Raw genomic sequence first — 20,678 nt, 5'->3', positions numbered from 1 at the left:
TTGGATCTGTTGCGTCCGGTGTATCGGCAGACGGCGGCCTATGGTCACTTTGGTCGGGAGTTGCCGGAGTTGACGTGGGAGAACACGGACCGGGCGGCGGACCTGAAGTCGGTAGCGGGGGCCTGAACAGTTCTCGGCGTGGCGATCGGCAGCCGGCGGTTGGGCTGCCGATCGCCCGCGTCTGTGTGGACGTACCGCTCGCGCACCTCGACCGCCCGTTCGACTACCTCGTCCCCAGCGAACTGGCGGAGACCGCCCAGCCCGGCACCCGGGTCCGGGTGCGCTTCGCCGGTCAACTCGTCGACGGTTGGCTGCTGGAGCGCGCCGAGACCTCGGCGCACGACGGCCGGCTGACCTACCTCGAACGGCTCGTCTCGCCGGAGCCGGTGCTCGCACCGGAGATCGCCCGGCTGGCCCGCGCCGTCGCCGACCGGTACGCCGGCAACCTGGCCGACGTGCTCCGGCTGGCCGTACCGCCCCGGCACGCGCGTACCGAGTCGCAGGTCGCGGCACGGCCCGCTGCCGCCGTACCGCCGTCCGACGCCGCCGCCGGATCGCGGCCCGATGCCGCCGTAGCGCCGTCCGAGGTCGCCGCCGGATCGCGGCCCGATGCCGCCGTAGCGCCGTCCGACGCCGCGGGAGCGCCGGCCGACGTCGGCGCCGGGCCGGGCCCGGCGCCCGCCTCGGCAACGCGGGCCGGCGCCGCGCCGGAGCGCGCCGACGGACCGGCCGAGCCGGCCGGGGAGCCGGCGTCCCGGCCGGACCACGCCGGCGTGGACGCCGGCCCGGACGGGCGCTGGCGCGACTATCCCAGCGGCCCGGCGTTCCTGCGCGCGCTGGCCGGCGGCCGGGCCCCCCGGGCGGTCTGGTCGGCGCTGGCGGGGGAGGACTGGGCCGCCCGGTATGCCGAGGCGATCGAGGCCACCGTGCGCGGCGGGCACGGCGCCCTGGCGGTGGTCGCCGACGCCCGCGACCTGGACCGGCTCGACGCCGCGCTCACCGCCGTGCTCGGTCCGGGGCGGCACGTCACGCTCTCGGCCGCACTCGGCCCGTCCCGGCGCTACCGGGCCTTCCTCGCCGCGCGGCGCGGCCAGGTGCCCGTGGTGATCGGCACCCGGGCCGCGATGTTCGCCCCGGTGGCGCGCCTCGGACTCGTCGCCATCTGGGACGACGGCGACGACCTGCACGCCGAGCCCCGGGCGCCGTACCCGCACGCCCGGGAGGTGCTGCTGACCCGGGCCCAGCTCACCGGCGCGGCGGCGTTGGTCGGCGGGTACGCCCGCAGCGCCGAGGCGCAGCTGCTGGTCGAGACGGGATGGGCCCGGGAGATCGTGGCGGACCGGGCGACGGTGCGGCGACGTACCCCGCTCGTCACACCGACCGGCGACGACCCGCAGCTCGCCCGCGACCCGGCCGCCGCGACCGCGCGGCTGCCCAGCCTCGCCTGGGAGGCGGCCCGCGCCGCGCTGCGCGCCGACGCGCCGGTGCTCGTGCAGGTGCCCCGCCGCGGCTACGTCCCCGCCGTCGCCTGCGTGCAGTGCCGCACCCCGGCCCGCTGCCCGCACTGCTCCGGTCCGCTCGCGCTCGCGGGCGCCCGCGCCATCCCCGGCTGCCGCTGGTGCGGCCGGGTCGCCGCCGCGTACGCCTGCCCGCAGTGCGGCGGGCGGCGGCTGCGCGCGGCCGTCGTCGGCGCCCGCCGCACCGCCGAGGAGCTGGGCCGGGCCTTCCCCGGCGTGCCCGTGCGCACCTCCGGACGGGACGAGGTGCTCGGCGAGGTACCGGGCGGCGCGGGCCTGGTGGTCGCCACCCCGGGCGCCGAACCGGTGACCGCCGGGGGGTACGGGGCCGTGCTGCTGCTCGACTCGTGGGCCCTGCTCACCCGGGCCGACCTGCGCGCCGGCGAGGAGGCGCTGCGCCGTTGGCTGGCCGCCGCCGCCCTGGCCCGCCCGGCCTCCGACGGCGGCCGGGTCGTGGTGGTCGCCGACGGCGCGCTGTTGCCGGTACAGGCGCTGCTGCGCTGGGACCCGGCCTGGTTCGCGGCCCGGGAACTGGCCGACCGGCGCGAACTCGGCTTCCCGCCGGCGGCCCGGATGGCCAGCCTCACCGGTACCCCGGAGGCCGTGGCCGACCTGCTGGCCGCCGCCCGCCTGCCCGACGGGGCCGAGCTGCTCGGTCCGGTCCCGGCCGCCGAGGAGCAGGAGCGGATGCTGGTACGCGTGCCGCGCTCCCGCGCCGCCGCGCTCGCCGGCGCCCTGCACTCGGCCGCCGGGGTCCGTACCGCCCGCAAGGCGGCCCAGCCGGTACGGGTGCAGGTGGACCCGCTCGCGCTCTTCTAGGCCGGGCCCCTCCGGCTTCTAGGCCGGGCCCCTCCGGCTTCTAGGCCGGGCGCCTCCGGCCGTAGCCTCCGTCCCACAGGACGCGTTGGTACCTGTGGCATCGGTGTTTCCCGGCCGCCCCGCGGGGGTACCGGGGCGGTATGCCGGCGGCGGACGACGGGTCCGGCGGACCGGTTGCGCCCGCGTGTTAGCATCGCTCCTCATGTCTGGCGTCCCGGCGACGTGGGGATGAGGGGTCGTGTCAGCCGATCCCCAGCTATTGGTGTTGATCAGGGGTGTGTGAGCCGTGACGGTTCGTCAGTCGATCGTTCTCAACGGTGATCTCGGCAGCGGCAAGAGCACCGTTTCCATCGAGCTCGCCCGCCGGCTGGAACTGCGTCGGATCAGCGTCGGCGACCTCTACCGCGAGATGGCGCAGCAGCGCCAGATGACGGCGTTGCAGCTCAACCTGCACGCCGAGCTGGACCAGGCGGTGGACGGCTACGTCGACCAGCTCCAGCAGGAGATCGCCGCCTCCGGCGAGCAGCTGATCGTGGACAGCCGGCTCGCCTGGCACTTCTTCAAGGACGCGCTCAAGGTCCACCTGATCACCGAGCCCACCGAGGCGGCCCGGCGGGTGCTCGCCCGCCCGTCCGGCCCGGCCGAGAGCTACACCTCGATCGAGGAGGCCCGGGAGAAGCTGCGCGAGCGCAGCGAGAGCGAGCGGGGCCGGTTCATCGTCCGGTACGGCGTGGACAAGGCGCAGCTGCGTAACTACGACCTGATCTGCGACACCACCCGGGCCTCGGCGCTGGAGGTCGTCGACCACGTCATCGCCGCCTACGAGGGCGCGTTCGGGCAGGAGATCCTGCGGGAGTCGCCGCCGCTGCTGCTGCTCGACCCGGCCCGGATCTACCCGACCCAGTCGATCCAGACGCTGCGCGGCCTCTGGGGTTCCGACGAGGTCGCCGCCGCCGGCCAGGCCGGTGAGGAAGGGCTGGAGCCGCTGAGCATCGGCTACACCGGCGAGTACTTCTTCGTCATCGACGGGCACCGCCGGCTCAGCGCCGCCCTGCAGAACGGCTTCAAGCTCGTACCCGCCCGGCTCGCCGCCGAAGTGGCCGAACCGGTCGTCGGCGGTCTCAGCGCCGTCGAGTTCTTCCAGTCCGAGGTCAGCCTCAGCACCGTCTACGACTGGGAGGCGGCGCACGGGATCAGCCTGCCGCTGCCGGGGCACGTCCTCGAGCCGGCCGACCCGGTCCTGACCAGCGAGGCCCGGCTCGCGTAGCTGCTGAGCTGCTGAGCTGCTGCGCTCGCGCGCTTCGCGGCGCCTGAGAGGCGATCGTCCTTCGCCTGCGGGGCGTGACGGCTTCGCCGCACGCTCCTCGGCTGCAGGACGACGCCGGCGCCGCTGCGCGCACTCGCTGAGGGAGCCTGCGGGGCGCGACCGCTTCGCGGCGCGCTCCTCGGCTCAGGACGACGGCCGGCGCCGCCGCGCGCACTCGCTGGGAGTGACGGCTTCGCGGCGCGCTCCTCGGCTCAGGACGACGGCCGGCGCCGCCGCGCTTGCTCGCTGGTGGTGGCCGGAGCCGCTCGGCGGGGGCGCCCGTAGACTGGTACGGCACGAGATCTTCCGTTCGCGAAGGAGCGACCCCGCGTGACCGTCCAGCCCATCCGCCTTTTCGGTGATCCGGTGCTGCGCACGCCGGCCGAGCCGGTGGTCGACTTCGACGCCGAGCTGCGCCGACTGGTCGCCGACCTGACCGACACCATGCGCGAGAAGAACGGGGCCGGGCTCGCCGCTCCGCAGCTCGGCGTGGGGTTGCGGGTCTTCACCTTCGACGTCGACGACGTGCTGGGGCACCTGGTCAACCCGGTGCTGGAGTTCCCCGACGAGGAGGACCAGGACGGCCCGGAGGGCTGCCTCTCCATCCCCGGGCTCTACTTCGACACCAAGCGTCGCCTCAACGTCGTGGCCAAGGGCTTCAACGAGTACGGCGACCCGCTGCAGATCGTCGGCACCGGGCTGATGGCGCGCTGCGTGCAGCACGAGACCGACCACCTCGACGGCGTGCTCTTCGTCGACCGGCTGGACCCCGAGCGGCGCAAGGAGGCGATGCGGGAGATCCGCCAGGCCGAGTGGTACGACCAGGCCGCCCCGCCGGTCGTGAAGCTGAGCCCGCACTCCGCCGGGAACCCGTTCGGGCTGGGGCGGTGACCCGGATGCGCCTGGTCTTCGCCGGTACGCCGGCCGTGGCGGTTCCCGCCCTGGACGCCATCGCCGCCTCGGGGCACGAACTGGTCGCCGTGGTGACCCGTCCGGACGCGCCCGCCGGACGCGGTCGTGGCCTGCTCCGCTCCCCGGTCGGCGCCTGGGCGGACGAGCGCGGCGTCGAGGTGCTGACCCCGGCCCGCCCGCGCGAGCCCGAGTTCCAGGCCCGGCTGCGCGAGCTGGCGCCGGACTGCGTCCCCGTCGTGGCGTACGGGGCGCTGGTGCCGCCCGAGGCGCTGGAGATCCCCCGTTACGGCTGGGTCAACCTGCACTTCTCCCTGCTGCCGGCCTGGCGCGGCGCCGCACCCGTGCAGCACGCGGTGCTGCACGGCGACGAGGTCACCGGGGCGAGCGTCTTCCAGCTCGAACAGGGCCTGGACACCGGTCCGGTCTTCGGTACCGTGACCGACGAGATCCGCCCCACCGACACCTCCGGTGACCTGCTGGAGCGGCTGGCCCACTCCGGCGCGGCCCTGCTGGTGGCCGTACTCGACGCGATCGGGGAGGGCGCGGCGCACGCGGTGCCGCAGCCGGCCGACGGCGTGTCGCTCGCGCCGAAGCTGAGCGTGGAGGACGCGCAGGTGCGCTGGTCCGAGCCGGCCTTCGCGGTGGACCGGCGGGTGCGCGCCTGCACCCCCGCGCCCGGCGCCTGGACGACCTTCCGGGACGACCGGGTCAAGCTCGGGCCGGTCCGCCCGGTTTCCGACGGACCCGACCTCAAGCCCGGTGAGCTGCTGGTCGAGCGCGGTCGGGTGCTGGTCGGCACCGCCACCACCCCGGTGGCCCTGGGCGAGGTGCGCGCCGCGGGCAAGCGGGCCATGGCCGCCCCGGACTGGGCGCGCGGCGTGCGGATCGAGTCCGGCGAGGCGCTGGTATGACGGCGCCCCGCGCGGGCAGCCGCGACGACCAGACCCGCCGCGACGACCAGACCCGTGGTGGGCAGGGCCGCCGCGACCAGAGCCGCGGCGGCCGTCCGCCCCGGTCGGCCCGGCCGTCCGTCGACCCGGCCCGGCAGGCGGCGTACGAGGCGGTCGAGGCGGTGCACCGCGACGACGCGTACGCGAACCTGGCCCTGCCGGCGATCCTGCGCGAGCGACGGCTGCACGGCCGGGACGCGGCGTTCGCCACCGAGCTGACCTACGGCACGCTGCGAAACCGGGGCACCCTGGACGCGATCCTCACCGCCGCGGCCGGCCGGGACGTGGCGCGGATCGACCCGCAGCCCCGCGACGCCCTGCGGCTCGGTGCCTACCAGCTCCTCTACACCCGGGTGCCGGCGCACGCGGCGGTCTCCTCCACGGTGGACCTGGTGCGCGCGGTCGCCCCGGGCGCGACCGGCTTCGCCAACGCGGTGCTGCGCGAGGTGGCCGGCAAGGACCTGGACACCTGGGTCGGCGAGCTGGCCCCCGCCTTCGAGGCCGACCCGGTGGGGCACCTCGCCCTCGCGCACAGCCATCCCCAGTGGATCGTCCGGGCGTTCAACGAGGCGCTCGGCGGGGACTTCGGCGAGACCACCCGGCTGCTGATCGAGGACAACGAGCGCCCGCCGGTGCACCTCTGCGCCCGGCCGGGACGGGCCGACGCGGTCGAGCTGGCCGACGAGGTCGGCGGCGCCCCGGGCGCCTTCTCGCCCTACGCCGTGTACCTGCCCGGGGGCGCCCCGGGCGAGCTGGCCGCGATCGCGCAGGGCCGGGCGCACGTGCAGGACGAGGGCTCCCAACTGGTGGCGACCGCGCTGACGCTGGCCCCGGTCGAGGGGTCGGACGCCCGCTGGCTCGACCTCTGCGCCGGGCCGGGCGGCAAGGCCGGGCTGCTGGGCGCGCTGGCGGTCGGGCGCGGCGCGACGCTGACCGCGGTCGAGGTGGCCGAGCACCGGGCCCGGCTGGTCGCCCAGGCGGTACGCGGGCTGCCGGTGACCGTGCTGAACACCGACGGCCGTACCGTCGGCGCCGACCCGGACCTGCCCGAGTCCGGCTTCGACCGGGTACTCGTCGACGCGCCCTGCACGGGCCTCGGTTCGCTGCGCCGTCGGCCGGAGTCGCGCTGGCGGCGCCAGCCCTCCGACCTGCCGCCGCTGACCCGGCTGCAGCGCGAGCTGCTCACCGCGGCGCTGCACGCGGTGCGCCCGGGCGGGGTGGTCGCCTACGTGACCTGCTCGCCGCACGTCGTCGAGACCCACGTGACGGTCACCGAGGCGGCCCGCCGTTCCGGCGTACCGGTCGACTTCGTGGACGCGCGTACCCTCCTGCCGGCCGGCATGCCGGGGCTCGGCGACGGGCCGACGGTGCAGCTCTGGCCGCACCGGCACGGTACCGACGCGATGTTCCTGGCGGTGCTGCGCCGCGGCTGACGCCGGCCGCCACCATCGGGCGGCCGGCCGAAGGACGCGGCCCGCGGGTCAGGCGGCGGGGAGACCCTTGGCGCCTGCCCCGCGTACCGAGCGCTTGAGCGTCCGGTCACCGACCCAGAGGAAGCAACGGACGCCCCGGTCCCCGGCGAGCCACTCCTCCCGCGACGGCGGGTAGTAGATCGACCCGGCGCGGTACTGCAGGTCGCCGTCGTCCGGGACCTTGGCGAAGCCGGCGATGACGCCGAGGCAGGCGCGGTGGGTGCCCTTGCCGTCGCGCTGGAACTCCTCCCAGCTGCGGTCGGGGGCGATGTAGATCCCGGCGAACTCGGCGTGGTGCGCGCTGGTGCAGGGGACCGGCTCCAGGTAGTTCAGTTCCTCTTTGATCATCTTGGGGTCGAAGCAGGTGTGCGCCAGCGGGGAACCCGGGCGCAGCGCACCCGCGAGGCTGCCCCGGCGCCCGACCGCCTTGGTGTTGTCGAGGCTGTCGGTCTCGCTGACGTCGCAGCGGTACCAGCGCGCGCCTCCGGCCCAGGCCGGCCCGGAGGGGAGCACCAACGTCAGGGCCAGCCGGCCGGCGTGCCAGTCGCCACCGAGGAACTCGTTGACCTTGGTTTCGCACTGCGTACGGGCGGCGCGCCCGGCCGGCGAGTCGGTCTCCGGTACGGCGGGCAGCGCGGCGTCGGAGCCGGTGAAGGCGAGCACGTCCACCGTCTCGGCCAGGTGGACCTCCGCGCAGTCCACCGGCTGGTACGTGCTGGCGTGCCCCACGTCCTCGACGGCGAGGTGACAGGTGCCGGCGGCCGGTACGAACGGTGCCGTGGGCCGGGCCACGGCCGGGGACCACCCGTCGGCCACGTCGTCCTGGCGGCCGCTGGAGCCGTGGCAGCCGGCCACGCTCGCGGTACCGACACCGGCCAGGACGATCGCCGCCAGCCATCGCCGTCGCATCGGCACGTCCTCCCAGGGTTACGGCGGCCGGGGCCGCCACCGGCCATGGTCGACCATCGAGGCGGCCCTCACTCTACCCGCGCCGGCTCCCGGCGCCTGCCGTCCAGCCGCACCCGCTGTGCGGCTGCCGCGCCGCCGCGTCCGGTCCGGCGCGGGTCGGGGACGCGCCGGCGGGCACCGGCCGGCGGCTCAGGTGACGGGCAGGCCCTTGGTCCCGGCGCCCTTCATGGACCGGGTCAGGTCCCGGTCGACCCAGAGGAAGCACTGGACGCCGCGGTTGCCGTCCGCCCACTGGAGCGCGCCGGGGTAGAAGTAGATCAGCCCGGTGCGGTACTTCAGCTCGCCGTTGTTCGGCACCTTGGCGAACGCGGCGATCACCGCCGAGCAGCCCTTGTGCGCCTGGGCGGAGTTCTTCTCGAAGGCGGCCTGGGTCACGTCCGGGGCCCGGTAGATCCCGGCGAACTCGGCGCGGTGCTTCGAGGTGCACGGCACCGGCACCATCTGGTCGACGTCGTCCTTGACGATCTTGGGGTTGAAGCAGCCGTACGCCAGCGGGGAGCCGTTGGCCAGCGCGCCCTTGAGGCTGCCGGTCCGGGTCACCGGCTCGTCGTCGTCCAGCCCGCCGACCTCGCTGACGTCGCAGCGGAACCACCGGGCGCCGCCGGACCAGGCGGCGGCGGTCGGCGGTACGACGGAGACCGAGAGCCGGCCGCCCCGCCAGTCGCCGGCGAGCCACCCCTCGGCCTGCTTGTCGCACTCGGCTCGCGCGGCCTTGCGGCCCGGGGAGGCGGGCGGCGGCGGGTTGGTCCGCGCCGCGTCGGCGCCGGTGAAGGTGCCCAGGTGGAAAGTCTCGGTACGGTGCGCCTGGCCGCAGTCGACCGGCGCGTAGTCGTCCAGGTTGGACTCGGCATCCGCCGTCTCGTGGCAGGTGCCGGCGGCGGGCGTGAAGGCGACCGGCTGGGCCACCGCGGGCCAGTCGTCGGTGAGGTCGCCGTCGACGCCGCTCGGGCCACCGCAGCCGGCCAGCGCCAACACCGCCACGCATCCGAGCGTCGCCGCGGTAACCCACCGTCGCATCGTTCGCCCTCCCCACGATCCGCCGGACCGCCGGAGGCCCCGGCGTCGACCACCGGTCGAGCAGCCTACGGCACGTGCCCGGGCGGCCGGGTGCGCCCGGGCGGGTCTCGCGCGGGGCCGCGGCTCACCGGCGGCGGCGCGGGCGGACGAGACCGCGCGGCCCGTGCCCCGTGCCCCGAGCCGTCCGGGCGAGATCGTGCGGGCGCCGGCAGCCCGGACACGCGAGATCGTGACGCGGGTGCCCGGGGTCGTCGGGCGAGATCATGATGCCCGTGCCGTGGGCCGTCGGGGCGTTCGTAGACTGGCCCGGTGACCGCACCCGCGCCGATCATCGCACCGAGCATCCTGGCCGCCGACTTCGCCCGCCTGGCCGACGAGGTCCGCGCGGTCGAGGGGGTCGCGGACTGGCTGCACGTCGACGTGATGGACAACCATTTCGTACCGAACCTGACCATCGGGCTGCCGGTGGTGCAGAGCCTGTTGGCCGCGACGGAACTGCCGTTCGACGTGCACCTGATGATCGAGGACCCGCGGCGCTGGGCGCCCGCCTACGCCGACGCGGGCGCGTACAACGTCACGTTCCACGCCGAGGCGAGCGACAACCCGGTGGCGCTGGCCAAGGACCTGCGGGCCGCCGGGGCGAAGGCCGGGCTGGCGATCGACCGGGACACCCCGCTCGAACCGTACCTGGAGCTGTTGCCGAGCTTCGATACATTGCTCATCATGACAATCAAGGCGGGCTTCGGCGGCCAGCGGTTCATTCCCGGGCTGCTCGACAAGGTCCGCCTCGCCCGCCGCCACGCCGACGCCGGGCACCTGGAGCTGCGGATCGAGGTCGACGGTGGGATCGCCGCCGACACGATCGAGGCGGCGGCGCAGGCCGGTGCGGACGCCTTCGTCGCCGGCACCGCCGTCTACGGCGCGTCGGACCCGGGCGCCGCCGTCACCGCCCTGCGTGGCCTCGCCGAACGGAGTGTCCGGACGACATGACCGTGGAACCGGCCGAGGAGCGGCCCGACCAGATTCTCGTGGTCGACGACGACGAGGACATCGCCCGGTTCGTGGAGTTCAACCTCCGGTTGCACGGTTTCGACGTGGTCATCGCCTCCGACGGCCAGGAGGCGCTCGACCTGATCGAGCGGCAGCGCCCCGACCTCGCGGTGGTCGACCTGATGATGCCGCGCGTCGACGGGCTGGAGCTGACCCGCCGGCTGCGCGCCAACCCGCTCACCTCGGCCCTGCCGGTGATCATGCTGACCGCCAAGGGGATGACGGTCGACAAGGTGCACGGGCTCACCGCCGGGGCGGACGACTACCTGGTCAAGCCCTTCGACACCGCCGAGCTGATCGCCCGGGTCAGCTCCACGCTGCGCCGGAACAAGGAGTTCCGGGAGGTCTCGCCGCTGACCGGACTGCCCGGCAACAGCCGGGTCCGCCGCGAGATCACCGACCGGGTACGCAGCGGCGTCGACTACGCCGTCGGCTACGTCGACATCGACCGTTTCAAGAGCGTCAACGACCGGTATGGCTTCGTCCGGGGGGACGAGTTCATCAGCGCGCTCGCCCGCAGCCTGCACCGGGCGGTCGTCTCGGTCGGGCTGCCGCCCGCCTTCCTCGGCCACATCGGCGGCGACGACTTCGTGATCGTCTGCGCCCCCGAGCAGGTACGCCCGCTCACCGAGCTGGCCGTGGTCGACTTCGAGCGCACCGCCGACGAGCTGTACGACCCGTCCGACGCCCAGCGCGGCTACGTCGAGCTGCGCGACCGGCGCGGCAACCTCCAGCGGGCGGCTTTGGTGACCCTCTCGATCGGGGTCTCCCTCTCCACCGCCGAGCGGCGCTTCACCGACCCGCTGGACGCCATCGCGGTCGCCTCGGAGATGAAGAGCGTGGCCAAGCACCAGCCCGGGTCGTACGTGGCCGTGGACCGGCGGCGCCCCAGCTGACCGTGGACCGGCGGCCCCCAGCTGACCGCGGGCCGCCCGGTCGCCGTACCACACCCGTGTGACGTCTGGGCTAACTCCCGGCGGTGTGAGGTACCTCGCCTCCGTACCGCCGGAGACCGCGCCGCGTGTAAGACTCGGTCCGTACCCACCACGCGCTGGCGGGACTCGGTGTAATTCCGAACCGGCGGTGATCCACGGGCAACCGTGGTAAGCCCGCGACCCGGTCGACCCGGTCGACCGGTGGACCTGGTGTGACTCCAGGGCCGACGGTTGGGGGCGGGCTCCACCCGCGCCCAGACAGTCCGGATGGGAGTTCAGCGCGCGGGACGGACGGAGCCTCGCTGGCGCCTGCGCGCCGGTCGGGCCGCTCCGTCGGGGTCGGCTCCGCCGTCCCCGGACCTCCGCCGCCGCACGCCCGGCCGTACCCGGCCGGCCCCGATCTCCCGCCCCGCCCGCGCGCCGACCGGCGAGCGAAGGAAGCAGGGGCACGGGAATGGCGAGCGTCTCCGTCGACCAGGCGATGGGCCGCGCGATCGAGTTGGCCGCCCGCGGCCTCGGCACGACCAGCCCCAACCCGGTGGTCGGTTGCGTGCTGCTCGACCCGGCCGGCGAGGTCGTCGGGGAGGGCTTCCACGCGTACGCGGGAGGCCCGCACGCCGAGATCGTCGCGCTGGCCCAGGCCGGCGAGCGGGCGCGCGGCGGTACCGCCGTGGTGACCCTCGAACCCTGCGATCACCGGGGCCGGACCGGACCCTGCACGGAGTCGCTGATCCGGGCCGGCGTGGCGCGGGTCGTCATCGGCGTGCGCGACCCGAACCCGATCGCCACCGGCGGGGTCCGGACCCTGACCGAGGCCGGCGTCGAGGTGGAGATCGGGGTACGCGCCGACGAGGCCGAGGCCGGCAATCTCGCCTGGCTGACCGCCGTGCGCCGGGGCCTGCCGTACGTCACCTGGAAGTACGCCGCGACCATCGACGGGCGCGCGGCGGCCGCCGACGGCACCAGCATGTGGATCACCTCGGAGGCGGCCCGGATCGACGTGCACGCGCTGCGCGGCACCGTCGACGCGGTCGTCGTCGGGGTCGGCACGGTCCTCGCCGACGATCCGCGGCTGACCGCCCGCAACCTGCGCGACGGCACGCTCGCGATCCGGCAGCCGCTGCGGGTCGTGGTGGACAGCTTCGGGCGTACCCCGCCCGACGCCCAGGTCCGCGACGGCGCCGCCCGCACCTGGGTGGCGACCGCGGCCGAGGTGGGCGCCGGCGAGGACGGCCGGGTCGACCTCACGGCGCTGCTGCGCGAGCTGTACCGGCGCGGCATGCGCTCGGTCCTGCTCGAGGGCGGGCCGACGCTGGCCGGCGCGTTCCTCCGGGCCGACCTGGTGGACCGGGTCGTCGGCTACGTCGCGCCGAAGCTGCTCGGCGGCGGTCCCGCGGCGCTCGGCGACGCGGGCATCCGCACCATCTCTGAGGTCGTCGACCTCGAATTCGTCGACATCACGCAGGTCGGACCCGATCTGCGCGTCATCGCGCTGCCCCGGAAGAGAGAGGGCTGAGAACATGTTCACCGGGATCGTGGAAGAGTTAGGCGAGGTCGTCCGGCTGACCGGGACGAGCGGTGATTCCGCCCTGGTCGCCGTGCGCGGCCCGGTGGTGACCTCGGACGCCCGGCACGGCGATTCGATCGCGGTCAACGGCGTCTGCCTGACCGTGGTCGACGTCGACGGCGACGTCTTCACGGCGGACGTGATGGGGGAGACGCTGCGGCGCTCCTCGCTCGGGGTACTGCGCCCCGGCGACCCGGTCAACCTCGAACGGGCCGCCACGCTGGGCAGCCGGCTCGGCGGCCACCTGGTGCAGGGGCACGTCGACGGCGTCGGCGAGATCCTCGGCCGGGAGCCGGCCGAGCTGTGGGAGACCGTCCGGTTCTCGCTCCCGCCGGCCCTCGCCCGGTACGTGGTGGAGAAGGGCTCGATCACCGTCGACGGGGTGTCGCTGACCGTCGTCGAGGCGACCGGGACCTCGCTCTCGGTCGGGTTGATCCCGACCACCCTCAAGCTCACGACGCTGGGGCACAAGGGCGTCGGCGACCCGGTCAACCTGGAGGTCGACGTGTTGGCGAAGTACGTCGAGCGGCTGCTCGCGGCCGGTACCGGCGCGGTCGCCGGCGCCACCGCGGCCGGTACCGCCGACCCGACCGGTACGGGCGCGGCCCGGACGGGTGGTGAGCTCTGATGGGGTTCCTGCACTGGCTGCTCGACGCCGAGCTGCACGTCGGCGGTTCCACCGTGCTCTGGCGCGAGATCGTCGGTAACGCCTTCGGGCTCGCCTCGGTCCTGCTCGGGCTGCGCCGGGCGGTCTGGACCTGGCCGGTCGGCATGGTCGGCAACGTGCTGCTCTTCACCGTCTTCCTCGGCGGCGCCTTCACCACCCCGCAGGCCGTCGACCTGTACGGGCAGGCCGGCCGGCAGGTCTTCTTCTTCTCCGTCAGCGTGTACGGCTGGTGGCGCTGGTCCCGCAACCGGCGGGTCGGCCAGTCGCCCGACCACGGCGCGGTGGTGCCGCGCTGGGCGAGCTGGCGGGAGCGGCTCTGGCTGCTGCTGGCCGCGGCGGTCGGGACGGCGCTGGCGTACCCGCTGCTCGCCGCGCTCGGCTCGTGGGGCCCGCTGCCGGACGCCTGGATCCTGGTCGGCAGCCTGCTCGCCACGTACGGCATGGCGCGCGGCTGGGTGGAGTTCTGGCTGATCTGGATCGCGGTCGACGCGGTGGGCGTACCGCTGCTGCTCGACGGCGGCTTCTACCCCTCGGCGAGCATGTACGCGCTGTACGGGCTCTTCTGCGTCTGGGGCTTCGTGAGCTGGCTGCGCACCTCGCGCACGCTGCGCCGGGCCGCCCGCGGCCCGCTGGTCGCCGGGTACGCGGAGGCGGTCGCATGAGCGCGGAGCAGGCGCCGGCCGACGCGACCGGCGAGGAGCGCACGGACAGCATCGAGCTGGCGCTGGCGGAGATCGCCAAGGGGCGGCCGGTGGTGGTGGTCGACGACGCCGACCGCGAGAACGAGGGCGACCTGATCTTCGCGGCCGAGCTGGCCACCCCGGAGCTGATGGCCTTCACGGTGCGCCACACCTCGGGCTACATCTGCGCGCCGATCACGGAGCAGGACGCCGACCGGCTCGACCTGCCGCCGATGTACCACACGAACCAGGACCGGCGCGGCACGGCGTACGCGGTCACGGTCGACGCCCGCGAGGGGGTCAGCACCGGCATCTCGGCGGCGGACCGGACGCACACGGTACGGCTGCTCGCGGACCCGGCGACCGGTCCGGCCGACCTGGCGCGTCCCGGGCACGTGGTGCCGCTGCGCGCCAAGGCCGGTGGCGTGCTCCGCCGGCCCGGCCACACCGAGGCCGCGATCGACCTGACCCGGCTGGCCGGGCTCCGGCCGGCCGGCGTCCTCTGCGAGCTGGTCAACGACGACGGCACCATGATGCGCCTGCCGCAGCTGCGGCGCTTCGCCACCGAGCACGGGTTGGCGTTGATCACCATCGCCGACCTGATCGCCTACCGGCGGCGTACCGAGAAGCAGGTGGAGCGGGTGGCCGAGGCGCGGCTGCCCACGCCGCACGGCCTGTTCCAGGCGGTCGGCTACCGGGCCAGCCAGGACCAGACGGAACTCGTCGCGCTGGTCTACGGCGAGCTCGGCGACGGGCGCGACGTGCTGGTGCGGGTGCACTCGGAGTGCCTGACCGGGGACGTCTTCGGTTCGCTGCGCTGCGACTGCGGGCCGCAGCTCAACGTGGCCCTGGCCCGGGTGGCCGCCGAGGGGCGCGGGGTGGTGCTCTACGTGCGCGGTCACGAGGGGCGCGGCATCGGCCTGCTGCACAAGCTGCAGGCGTACCAGCTCCAGGACCTGGGTCGGGACACCGTCGACGCGAACCTGGAGCTGGGCCTCCCCGCCGACGCCCGCGACTACGGCACCGGCGCCCAGGTCCTCTACGACCTCGGGATCCGCTCGATGCGGCTGTTGACCAACAACCCGGCCAAGCGTGCCGGTCTGGAGGGGTACGGGCTGACCGTGCTCGGCCGGGAGAGCCTGCCGATCCGGCCGCACCCGGAGAACGTCCGGTACCTGCGGACCAAGCGCGACCGGATGGGCCACCTGCTGGACGAGCTGGAGGAGCTGCCCGACGGGTTGGTGGCGGCCGGACTGGACGAGCCGGAGATCGGCGCGGGTGACAACGGAACGACCGTCGGCGTGCGGGGCACCACCGCGCGCCGGGCGGGTGACGACGAAAGCGGAGTGTGAGATGGCGGGCTTCGGAGAACCGGAACTTTCCACCGTGGACGCGGCGGGGCTGACGGTCGGCGTGGTCGCCGCCCGTTGGCACGCCGAGCTGACCGACCACATGCTCGACCGGGCCGTGGCGGCGGCGAAGGCGTGCGGGGTGAACGAGGTGGTCACCGCGCGGGTGGCCGGCTCGGTGGAGCTGCCGGTGGTGGCGCAGGCGCTGGCCCGCCGCTGCGACGTGGTGGTGGCGCTCGGGGTGGTGATCCGAGGCGCGACCGCGCACTTCGACTACGTCTGCAAGTCGGTCACGGAGGGGCTGACCCGGGTGGCGCTCGACGCCGGCAAGCCGGTGGCGCACGGGGTGCTCACAGTGGACAACCTCGACCAGGCCCGGGACCGGGCCGGTCTGCCCGGCTCGGCCGAGGACAAGGGCTGGGCGGCCACCGTGGCCGCGCTGGACGCCGCCCTGGCGATCCGGCACCTCGCCTGATCCCGTTCCATCTGTACCAAGGACCATCTCGGTCCCGATCTGGACGAAGGTCGCGGAAATCCCGCCTAGAGCGAGTACCGCAGGGGCTGGGGACGCGCAACGGCGCACCGGGCCTGGAGAAGATCCAGCCCGGGCGCTGCTTGACCCCGCGCAGCGCGGACCGGCGCCGCGCTACCTGGCGATCCTGGTGACCCGGGCCCGGTGAGCCGTCTTCTCCGGCGGGGTCGTCGAAGAGCGGGTCCGTCGAAGAGCGGAGCCGTCGAGGGGTGGGGGGCGCGACCGATGCTGGTCGACGCGGGCGGGGTGCGGCTGAGCTGCGAGGTCACCGGCGATCCGGTCGCCCCGCCGGTGGTGCTGCTGCACGGGCTCGGCTCGGACGGGTCGAGCTGGCACGCGGTGGCCGCCGCGCTCGCCGACCGCTGGCGGGTGTACGTGCCGGACCAGCGCGGCCACGGCCGCAGTGACCGGCCCGGGGAGTACTCCTTCGAACTGCTCCGCGACGACCTGCTCGGGCTGCTGGACGCGCTGGGCCTGGCACGGGCGGCGCTGGTCGGCCACTCGATGGGCGGCGTGGCCGCGTACCTGCTCGCCCAGGACCACCCGGAGCGGGTCGAGCGGCTGGTGCTCGTGGAGACGCCACCACCGGTCCCGCGCGGCCGTCCCGAGCCGGTACGCCCCGACGAGCCCACCCCGTACGACTGGGCGGTGGTGCCCGCCATCGTGGCCCAGCTGAACGCCCCCGACCCGGCCTGGTCGACGCGGCTGCCCGAGGTGACCGTACCGACGCTGGTGGTGGCCGGCGGGCCGAGCAGCCAGCTGCCGCAGGAGAAGATCGCGTGGATGGCCGAGCGGCTGCCGGATGCCCGGCTTGTCACCATCCCGGCGGGGCACCGGGTGCCGACCGAGGCGCCGGCCGACTTGGCCGCCGCCCTGCGCACCTTCCTCGCCGACTGACCCGTCGATCTAGGGCAAATCCCCTTGAGTTGACCTCTATTCACGAGGATTTGCCCTAGATCGACGTGTGGAGGCGGCCGGCCTCGATGATGCGGCGCAGGAACTGCCGGGTACGCGGCTGCGTCGGCTCGCCCAGCACCTGCTCGGGCGGGCCCTCCTCCAGCACCCGCCCGCCGTCGAGGAAGCAGACCCGATCGGCCACCTCGCGGGCGAAGCCCATCTCGTGGGTGGCGAGCACCATGGTCATCCCGTCCGCCTTGAGGTCGCGGATCATCGACAGCACCTCGCCGACCAGCTCGGGGTCGAGCGCCGAGGTGACCTCGTCGAGCAGGAGCAGGCGGGGCGAGTTGACCAGCGCCCGGACGATCGCCACCCGCTGCTGCTGCCCGCCGGAGAGCTGGTCGGGGAAGGCGTCCGCCTTGTCGGCCAGCCCGACCCGGTCGAGCAGCTCGCGGGCCTGCGCCTCGGCCTGCGCGCGGTCGCGGCGGTGCACCCGGCGCGGGGCCAGGGTGATGTTGTCCAGCACCCGCAGGTGCGGGAAGAGGTTGTACGACTGGAACACGATGCCGATGCGGCGGCGTACCAGGTCGGGGTTGGTCCGTGGGTCGGTGATGTGCTCGCCGTCGAGGTGGATGGTGCCGTCGTCGATCTCCTCCAGCAGGTTGACGCAGCGCAGCAGCGTCGACTTGCCGGAGCCGGAGGCGCCGATCAGCGCGACCACCTCGTGCTCGGCGACGTCCAGGTCCAGCCCGTCGAGCACCACGCTCCCGGCGAAGACCTTGCGCAGCCCACGGCAGGACAGCAGCGGCATAGTCATCGTCCCGTCTGCCGGCGCGCGGCGCGCAGCGTGACCCAGTCCGTCACCGCGATCAGCGGGATGGCGAGCAGCACGAACAACACGCCGGCGACCAGGTACGGCGTGTAGTTGAAGGTCTCGGCGGTGGAGATCTGCGCGGCCCGTACCGCGTCGATCGGTCCGGCGAGCGAGACCAGGCCGACGTCCTTCTGCAGCGCCACGATGTCGTTGAGCAGGGGCGGCGCGACCCGGCGGACCGCCTGCGGCAGCACCACGTGGCGCATGGTCTGCCGGTACGTCAGCCCGAGCGACCGGGCGGCGGCGAGCTGGCTCGGGTGCACCGACTCGATGCCGGCGCGGAACACCTCGGCCAGGTACCCGCTGTACGTGATCACCAGCGCCAGCGCGCCGAGCACGAGCACCGACGGCGTCCCCTGCAACCGCAGCCCCGGCACGCCGAGCGTGAGCAGGTAGATCATGATGATCAGCGGCAGCCCGCGGAACGTGTACGTGTACCCGGTGGCCAGCGCCCGGACCGGAAAGAAGATCGGCCCGCGCAGGGTACGCAGCAGCGCCACCACCAGCCCCAGCACGAGCGCCCCGAGCGCGCAGTAGACCAGCAGCTGGACGTTGAGCCAGAGACCGGCGAGCACGTCGGGCAGGGCCGCCCGGGCGATCCGCGGATCGAGGAACGACTGCCGGACCCGGTCCCAGCCGGGGGCGCCGGTGACCGCGACGACCAGCAGCACGCCGACCACGCCGGTGGAGGCGGCGGCGAGCAGCACCGACCGTACCGTCTGTCGTCGGCGGTGCCGGGCGCGTTCCCGGGCGACCGGTGAGGGGTGGTGGTCGAGCAGGGTCACGTCAGCGTCGCGGTCACGTCGAAGGTCGGGTCGCGTAGAAAGTTCGGTTCACGTCGGGGTTCGGGTCACGTCAACTCGGTGGCGCCGGCCGACTGGGCGAGCCACTTGCGCTCCAGCTCCGTCAGCGTGCCGGCGTCCCGCAGGGCGGTGACGGCCTGGCTGACGCAGCGGGTCAGCCCCGAGTCCTTGTCGAGCAGCAGGCCGAACGCCTCCGGCACGCCGACCTGCGGCACCTGCCCGACGATGGTGGCCTCGGGGATCTCGGCGCCGGTGATGTAGAAGGCGGTGGGCAGGTCGACCACGAGCCCGTCGATCTGGCCGTTCTGCAGGGCCTTCTTGGCGTCGTCGTTGCTGTTGTAGACCTGCGGCTTGCCGGCAGGCTTGATCACGTCGGTGATCGCCTGGTAGCTGGTGGTGCCGACCTGCGCGCCGAGCTTCGCGTCACGCAGGTCGGCCAGCGAGGACTTGCCGGCGATCTTCGAGGACTTCAGCGCGATCACGGTCTGCCGTACCAGGTAGTACGGGGCCGAGAAGTCGACCGCCTGCTTGCGCTCCTCGGTGATGGAGAACTGGTTGATGTCGAAGTCGAACGCCTTCGGCCCGGGGGCGACGGCGTTGTCGAACCGCACCCGGGCCCAGGTCACGTCGTCCCGGGCGTACCCCAGCCGCTCCGCGACCGCGTACGCCACGGCCGACTCGAAGCCCTGGCCGTTCTCTGGCTTGTTGTCCTGGAACCACGGCGCGTACGCCGGGTCGTCGGTACCGACGGTCAGCTTGCCGGCCGTCTTGGTGGGCAGGCTCTCCTTGGTGCAGCCGGCCCCGGCCGAGGGGGTCGGGGCGGCCTCCTGCGGCGCGCAGCCGGCGACGGCGGCGAGCAGGACGGTCGCGGTCGCGAGCGCGAACGGCAGGGATGGGCGGGACATGACGCACAGCATAGGCGTGCCGGGGCCGCCGGATGAATACCCCAGCGGGTCAGTAGGGATCTTCGCCACGTCCAGGCGGGCCGACGGGGCGTACCCGGGAGTCCACCTGGTGGGTGGCGGTGACCCGGTGGTGGGGGTGGGCCGGGACGGCTGGGAGAATGGGCGCCCGTGAAGACGTTCGAGGAGCTGTTCGCCGAGCTGCAGGCCAAGGCCGCGGCCGGCACCCCGGGCTCGGCGACCGTGGCCGCGCTGGAGCGCGGCGTGCACGCGATCGGCAAGAAGGTCGTCGAGGAGGCGGCCGAGGCGTGGATGGCCGCCGAGCACGAGGGGCCCGAACGGGCCGCCGAGGAGATCTCCCAGCTGCTCTACCAGGCGCAGGTGCTGATGCTCGCCACCGGCCTGGAGCTAAAGGACGTGTACCGACATCTCTGATCGCCCCGACCGGGCACCGGCCGGTCCGCCACGGTCCGGCCGGGGCCGCCCGTTGATCCGCTTCCCCCGATCAGAGGAGCACACCAGAGATGTTGCGTATCGCCGTTCCCAACAAGGGCACCCTCTCCGCCCCGGCCAGCCAGATGCTGCGCGAGGCCGGCTACCAGCAGCGCACCGACCCGAAGGACCTGGTCTGCCGGGACGAGCCCAACGACGTCGAGTTCTTCTACCTGCGGCCCCGGGACATCGCCACCTACGTCGGCTCCGGTGACCTGGACCTCGGCATCACCGGCCGGGACCTGCTGCTCGACGCGGGCAGCCCGGCCGAGGAGGCCCTCGACCTGAACTTCGGCGGCGCCACCTTCCGCTTCGCCGCCCCGCCCGAGACCATCGCGTCGGTCGAGGAGATCGCCGGGCGCCGGGTCGCGACCGCGTACCCGGGCGTGGTCGAGCGGTACCTGAACGAGCACGGCCTCAAGGCCGACGTGATCCGCCTCGACGGGGCGGTCGAGAACGCGGTACGCCTCGGCGTGGCCGACGTGGTCGCCGACGTGGTCGAGACCGGGGCCACCCTGCGCCAGGCCGGGCTGATGGTGCTCGGCGAGCCGATCCTGCGCTCCTCGGCGGTACTGATCCGCCGGGTCGGCGCGCCCACGGGCGCCCGGGAGAACCAGCTCGTCCGCCGGCTCCAGGGGGTGCTGGTGGCCCGGCGGTACGTGATGCTCGCCTACGACGTCCGCGCCGACCTGCTGGACCAGGCCACCGCGCTGACCCCCGGGATCGAGTCGCCGACCATCTCGCCGCTGCACCGGGAGGGCTGGGTCGCCGTGCAGGCGATGGTGGTACGCGCCGACGTACACCGGATCATGGACGAGCTGTACGACCTCGGCGCGCGGGCCATCCTGGTCACCGCCATCGACGCCTGCCGGCTCTGACCGCTCACCGCCCGGCGGTGTGACCGGCCGAGCCACGGGTCGTGGCCGGGTACCCCTGGTCCCGGCCCGTGGCCGTCGAGCCGCCGCGCG

19 protein-coding genes and 2 pseudogenes are annotated in these 20,678 nt (G+C 74.5%); 16 read left to right on the top strand and 5 right to left on the bottom strand.

Features of this window, described 5'->3' with window-relative positions; all coding sequences use genetic code 11:
* From AB0J86_RS33075 to AB0J86_RS33050, 6 genes and pseudogenes are all read left to right on the top strand, one after another.
* Nucleotides 1–126 (top strand): annotated as a pseudogene (locus AB0J86_RS33075) (methionine adenosyltransferase); the annotation flags it as partial.
* Nucleotides 127–185: 59 nt separating this feature from the next.
* The gene (locus AB0J86_RS33070; RefSeq protein ID WP_363861604.1) at nt 186–2,336 is read left to right on the top strand and encodes a primosome assembly protein PriA; all 2,151 of its coding nucleotides are present in this window, start codon (nt 186–188) and stop codon (nt 2,334–2,336) included.
* Between the two features lie 286 nt (nt 2,337–2,622).
* A complete protein-coding gene (locus AB0J86_RS33065; RefSeq protein WP_363861603.1) occupies nt 2,623–3,603 on the top strand; it encodes an AAA family ATPase in 981 nt (326 codons plus the stop codon).
* Nucleotides 3,604–3,972: 369 nt separating this feature from the next.
* Nucleotides 3,973–4,533 carry a peptide deformylase gene (gene def / locus AB0J86_RS33060; protein ID WP_363861602.1) on the top strand — a complete coding sequence of 187 codons (561 nt, stop codon included), beginning with the start codon at nt 3,973–3,975 and terminating at the stop codon, nt 4,531–4,533.
* Between the two features lie 5 nt (nt 4,534–4,538).
* Nucleotides 4,539–5,465: a methionyl-tRNA formyltransferase gene (fmt, locus tag AB0J86_RS33055; protein WP_363861609.1), complete on the top strand. Its 927-nt coding sequence runs from the start codon at nt 4,539–4,541 to the stop codon at nt 5,463–5,465.
* Nucleotides 5,462–6,937 (top strand): transcription antitermination factor NusB, encoded by a 1,476-nt coding sequence (locus AB0J86_RS33050; protein ID WP_363861601.1) that lies wholly within the window; start codon nt 5,462–5,464, stop codon nt 6,935–6,937. The genes fmt and AB0J86_RS33050 overlap by 4 nt, the downstream gene beginning before the upstream one ends.
* A 48-nt stretch (nt 6,938–6,985) precedes the next feature.
* Here the strand turns inward: AB0J86_RS33050 and AB0J86_RS33045 are convergent, their stop codons facing one another.
* Together AB0J86_RS33045 and AB0J86_RS33040 are read right to left on the bottom strand one after the other, a co-directional pair.
* Nucleotides 6,986–7,885, bottom strand: a complete 900-nt coding sequence (locus tag AB0J86_RS33045; RefSeq protein WP_363861600.1) for a septum formation family protein — start codon at nt 7,883–7,885, stop codon at nt 6,986–6,988.
* Between the two features lie 189 nt (nt 7,886–8,074).
* A complete protein-coding gene (locus tag AB0J86_RS33040) occupies nt 8,075–8,962 on the bottom strand; it encodes a septum formation family protein (RefSeq protein ID WP_363861599.1) in 888 nt (295 codons plus the stop codon).
* Nucleotides 8,963–9,271: 309 nt separating this feature from the next.
* Between AB0J86_RS33040 and rpe the strand changes: the two genes are divergently transcribed.
* From rpe to AB0J86_RS33000, 8 genes and pseudogenes are all read left to right on the top strand, one after another.
* Nucleotides 9,272–9,952, top strand: coding sequence for a ribulose-phosphate 3-epimerase (rpe, locus tag AB0J86_RS33035; protein ID WP_363861598.1), 681 nt, complete (start codon nt 9,272–9,274; stop codon nt 9,950–9,952).
* Nucleotides 9,949–10,908, top strand: a complete 960-nt coding sequence (locus AB0J86_RS33030) for a response regulator (RefSeq protein ID WP_363861597.1) — start codon at nt 9,949–9,951, stop codon at nt 10,906–10,908. The genes rpe and AB0J86_RS33030 overlap by 4 nt, the downstream gene beginning before the upstream one ends.
* A 493-nt stretch (nt 10,909–11,401) precedes the next feature.
* The gene (ribD, locus tag AB0J86_RS33025; RefSeq protein WP_363861596.1) at nt 11,402–12,463 is read left to right on the top strand and encodes a bifunctional diaminohydroxyphosphoribosylaminopyrimidine deaminase/5-amino-6-(5-phosphoribosylamino)uracil reductase RibD; all 1,062 of its coding nucleotides are present in this window, start codon (nt 11,402–11,404) and stop codon (nt 12,461–12,463) included.
* Nucleotides 12,464–12,467: 4 nt separating this feature from the next.
* The gene (locus AB0J86_RS33020) at nt 12,468–13,142 is read left to right on the top strand and encodes a riboflavin synthase (RefSeq protein ID WP_363861595.1); all 675 of its coding nucleotides are present in this window, start codon (nt 12,468–12,470) and stop codon (nt 13,140–13,142) included.
* Entirely contained in the window at nt 13,142–13,843 is a 702-nt protein-coding gene (gene pnuC, locus AB0J86_RS33015; protein ID WP_363861594.1) for a nicotinamide riboside transporter PnuC, read from the top strand. Before AB0J86_RS33020 ends, pnuC begins: the two co-directional genes overlap by 1 nt.
* A pseudogene (locus AB0J86_RS33010) lies at nt 13,840–15,075 on the top strand (bifunctional 3,4-dihydroxy-2-butanone-4-phosphate synthase/GTP cyclohydrolase II); the annotation flags it as partial. The gene pnuC and the pseudogene AB0J86_RS33010, both read left to right, overlap by 4 nt.
* A gap of 139 nt (nt 15,076–15,214) precedes the next feature.
* A complete protein-coding gene (gene ribH / locus AB0J86_RS33005) occupies nt 15,215–15,685 on the top strand; it encodes a 6,7-dimethyl-8-ribityllumazine synthase (protein ID WP_363861593.1) in 471 nt (156 codons plus the stop codon).
* Between the two features lie 282 nt (nt 15,686–15,967).
* A complete protein-coding gene (locus tag AB0J86_RS33000) occupies nt 15,968–16,639 on the top strand; it encodes an alpha/beta hydrolase (protein ID WP_363861592.1) in 672 nt (223 codons plus the stop codon).
* A gap of 55 nt (nt 16,640–16,694) precedes the next feature.
* On the opposite strand, the gene AB0J86_RS32995 is transcribed toward AB0J86_RS33000, so the two are convergent.
* The 3 genes from AB0J86_RS32995 to AB0J86_RS32985 form a co-directional block, all read right to left on the bottom strand.
* Nucleotides 16,695–17,450 (bottom strand): amino acid ABC transporter ATP-binding protein, encoded by a 756-nt coding sequence (locus tag AB0J86_RS32995; protein WP_363861608.1) that lies wholly within the window; start codon nt 17,448–17,450, stop codon nt 16,695–16,697.
* Between the two features lie 2 nt (nt 17,451–17,452).
* Nucleotides 17,453–18,292, bottom strand: coding sequence for an amino acid ABC transporter permease (locus AB0J86_RS32990; protein ID WP_363861607.1), 840 nt, complete (start codon nt 18,290–18,292; stop codon nt 17,453–17,455).
* A 71-nt stretch (nt 18,293–18,363) separates the two neighbouring features.
* Entirely contained in the window at nt 18,364–19,221 is an 858-nt protein-coding gene (locus tag AB0J86_RS32985; RefSeq protein ID WP_363861591.1) for an ABC transporter substrate-binding protein, read from the bottom strand.
* A gap of 168 nt (nt 19,222–19,389) precedes the next feature.
* Here AB0J86_RS32985 and AB0J86_RS32980 point away from each other — a divergent pair, with 168 nt between their 5' ends.
* Together AB0J86_RS32980 and hisG are read left to right on the top strand one after the other, a co-directional pair.
* Entirely contained in the window at nt 19,390–19,653 is a 264-nt protein-coding gene (locus tag AB0J86_RS32980; RefSeq protein WP_101366712.1) for a phosphoribosyl-ATP diphosphatase, read from the top strand.
* 89 nt (nt 19,654–19,742) lie between these two features.
* On the top strand, nt 19,743–20,588 hold the full coding sequence (hisG, locus tag AB0J86_RS32975; RefSeq protein WP_363861590.1) for an ATP phosphoribosyltransferase: 846 nt from the start codon (nt 19,743–19,745) through the stop codon (nt 20,586–20,588).
* Nucleotides 20,589–20,678: the final 90 nt, after the last annotated feature.

The sequence above is a fragment of the Micromonospora sp. NPDC049559 genome (assembly GCF_040676675.1).
Classification (GTDB): Bacteria; Actinomycetota; Actinomycetes; order Mycobacteriales; family Micromonosporaceae; genus JBFAPK01.
This window is presented reverse-complemented; position numbering and strand designations above follow the sequence as displayed.

Excerpts from the sequence above, each read along its gene's own strand:
- fmt (WP_363861609.1), top strand. The coding sequence starts at position 4,539 with ATGCGCCTGGTCTTCGCCGGTACGCCGGCCGTGGCGGTTCCCGCCCTG.
- AB0J86_RS33050 (WP_363861601.1), top strand. The coding sequence starts at position 5,462 with ATGACGGCGCCCCGCGCGGGCAGCCGCGACGACCAGACCCGCCGCGAC.
- AB0J86_RS33045 (WP_363861600.1), bottom strand. The coding sequence starts at position 7,885 with ATGCGACGGCGATGGCTGGCGGCGATCGTCCTGGCCGGTGTCGGTACC.
- AB0J86_RS33040 (WP_363861599.1), bottom strand. The coding sequence starts at position 8,962 with ATGCGACGGTGGGTTACCGCGGCGACGCTCGGATGCGTGGCGGTGTTG.
- AB0J86_RS33030 (WP_363861597.1), top strand. The coding sequence starts at position 9,949 with ATGACCGTGGAACCGGCCGAGGAGCGGCCCGACCAGATTCTCGTGGTC.
- ribD (WP_363861596.1), top strand. The coding sequence starts at position 11,402 with ATGGCGAGCGTCTCCGTCGACCAGGCGATGGGCCGCGCGATCGAGTTG.
- AB0J86_RS33020 (WP_363861595.1), top strand. The coding sequence starts at position 12,468 with ATGTTCACCGGGATCGTGGAAGAGTTAGGCGAGGTCGTCCGGCTGACC.
- pnuC (WP_363861594.1), top strand. The coding sequence starts at position 13,142 with ATGGGGTTCCTGCACTGGCTGCTCGACGCCGAGCTGCACGTCGGCGGT.
- ribH (WP_363861593.1), top strand. The coding sequence starts at position 15,215 with ATGGCGGGCTTCGGAGAACCGGAACTTTCCACCGTGGACGCGGCGGGG.
- AB0J86_RS33000 (WP_363861592.1), top strand. The coding sequence starts at position 15,968 with ATGCTGGTCGACGCGGGCGGGGTGCGGCTGAGCTGCGAGGTCACCGGC.
- AB0J86_RS32995 (WP_363861608.1), bottom strand. The coding sequence starts at position 17,450 with ATGCCGCTGCTGTCCTGCCGTGGGCTGCGCAAGGTCTTCGCCGGGAGC.
- AB0J86_RS32985 (WP_363861591.1), bottom strand. The coding sequence starts at position 19,221 with ATGTCCCGCCCATCCCTGCCGTTCGCGCTCGCGACCGCGACCGTCCTG.
- hisG (WP_363861590.1), top strand. The coding sequence starts at position 19,743 with ATGTTGCGTATCGCCGTTCCCAACAAGGGCACCCTCTCCGCCCCGGCC.